Origin of the sequence: Caballeronia sp. GAFFF2, assembly GCF_023631485.1 — a bacterium.
Classification (GTDB): Bacteria; Pseudomonadota; Gammaproteobacteria; order Burkholderiales; family Burkholderiaceae; genus Caballeronia.
Window position 1 is genome coordinate 1 of the sequence record NZ_JALQDA010000078.1, and the last position, 1,830, is coordinate 1,830.

Sequence of the window (1,830 nt, forward strand, 5' to 3'; positions counted from 1 at the left end):
CCGCGCGAGTTCCGACGTAAAGCCGATTCATCAACCTTGGTGTGAGATGGTGTCCGGAACTACGGGGGCAAATCCAGGCGGAAAGCACGGCGCTCGCTGATGCGGGAGTTCAGAGTTATGTGAATCCCCACACGAGATTTACTTAACTCTGAAATTTGTTCGTTCAAGTCTGAACCTGGCCGCGGCACGGACGGGCGGTTCGGTGGGGCAGCGATTGTGGCCGACAGAAGAACGCGCACCTCTCGGAGGGTCAGAGGGCGTGCTTGCGATAGGAAGCGAAGGCGAAATGCCTCAGTGCGGCCAGTATCAGCCGTCAGCATTACCTCATAGATCGCCAACAATCACCGAACGGGTAAGGCATTGCTATTTTCTGGATTCATACGCCATGCGTACCGCTAGACCTGTCAGAACGGTTCCCATCAGCCAACGTTGTAACAATAGCCACAGTGGGCGTCTCCGGACAGGAAGGTAGATATCGACCCGGCCGTCACGGCGATAAGAGCATTCACGGCCAGGCTGATTGAAATCTGAACGGTGCCGAGCGCCAGTGATTGGGTAAGCACACTGCCATGCCCCGGCGTAATAAACTGGGGAAGCAGAGATAGATACATAACGGCGATTTTGGGATTCGCCAAGTTAGTGATGAACCCCATGCTGAACAGCTTTCTCGGGGTATCGACCGGTAGGTCGCGCACTGCGAACGCGGAACGCCCACCGGGCTTGACCGCTTGCCACGCAAGATATAGAAGGTACAAAGCCCCGCCGAAACGAAGCGTGTCGTATGCGTACGGTATCGCAAATACGAAAGCCGTAATCCCGAATGCTGCGCAGAGCATGTAGAACACAAAGCCTAGAGCAACGCCGCTTAACGAAATGAGGCCTGCACGTCTACCTTGGCAAATTGAGCGGGAAATCAGATAGATCATGTTGGGTCCCGGTGTTAAAACCATTCCCAACGCCACAAGGCCATACATCAGCAGATTTGCGAAATCAGGCATAACCCTTTCTCCAGAAATGGTCGGTAATGCCCAGGCGCGCGGCGGCTAACAACCTCATGCTCCCCGATAGGGCTCTATCTGTATGCGCCAGTCACATGAGTGCGAAGATTATTGCACAGGCAAAATGCACAGGAGAAGGGGGTGATAGCCGTTCATGAACGTCCGTTATTGGGCAATCTCAATGGCGGATCAGGGTCGTCACGCGCCGTTCGACTTGCAGAGGACCTCAACAGAAGTTTCGGCTGACGGCCGTAAGACCGCCCAAAAGGTGCGACATATCCACAAGCCGTTGAGCAACCAAGTGTCGTACTTCTCCCTGACATTGCCAGGTGCCGTACACAGCCAACAGTGCGGCGCCCAGCGCTTCTCTGCGTTGCTTCTCAAGTAGCGATGGCCAGATGATGACGTTCACATTTCCCGTTTCGTCTTCAAGCGTGACGAACATCACGCCTTTCGCCGTCCCTGGTCGCTGCCGTACGGTCACCAGCCCGCAACCGCGAGCCAAACGTCCGTTTCGAAAGGTTCGTAGAGTCGAGGCCGGCATGAGGCGCTGCTCCAATAGCGCGGGACGCAAAAGCGACAACGGATGTCGGCCAAGCGTCAGCCCCGTCGAGTTGTAGTCGCTGACGATATCTTGCGCCTCGGAAGGCGCGCCGAGCTCGGGTGTTTCATCGTCGATCCGACTATCGGCTAAGAGACCTCGGTCAGGCACGGCAGCGGCCGACTGCCAGAGCGCTTCGCGTCGGTTGCCCGCGATTGAAGCGCACCGGGTTTTCCGGAGACCTTTACTCCTGAGAGAATAGAGTCATGGAAAACCTCGACAAAGCAAAAC

Annotated in this window: 2 pseudogenes and 1 riboswitch; both pseudogenes read right to left on the reverse strand. The window is 56.1% G+C overall.

Annotation, left to right across the window (positions count from 1 at the left end):
- Positions 1 to 363 precede the first annotated feature (363 nt).
- A pseudogene (locus tag NCT04_RS34155) lies at positions 364 to 998 on the reverse strand (LysE family translocator).
- 21 nt (positions 999 to 1,019) lie between these two features.
- Positions 1,020 to 1,103, reverse strand: a riboswitch (ZMP/ZTP riboswitch).
- 121 nt (positions 1,104 to 1,224) lie between these two features.
- Positions 1,225 to 1,761, reverse strand: a pseudogene (locus NCT04_RS34585) (OB-fold nucleic acid binding domain-containing protein); the annotation flags it as partial.
- Positions 1,762 to 1,830 lie beyond the last annotated feature (69 nt).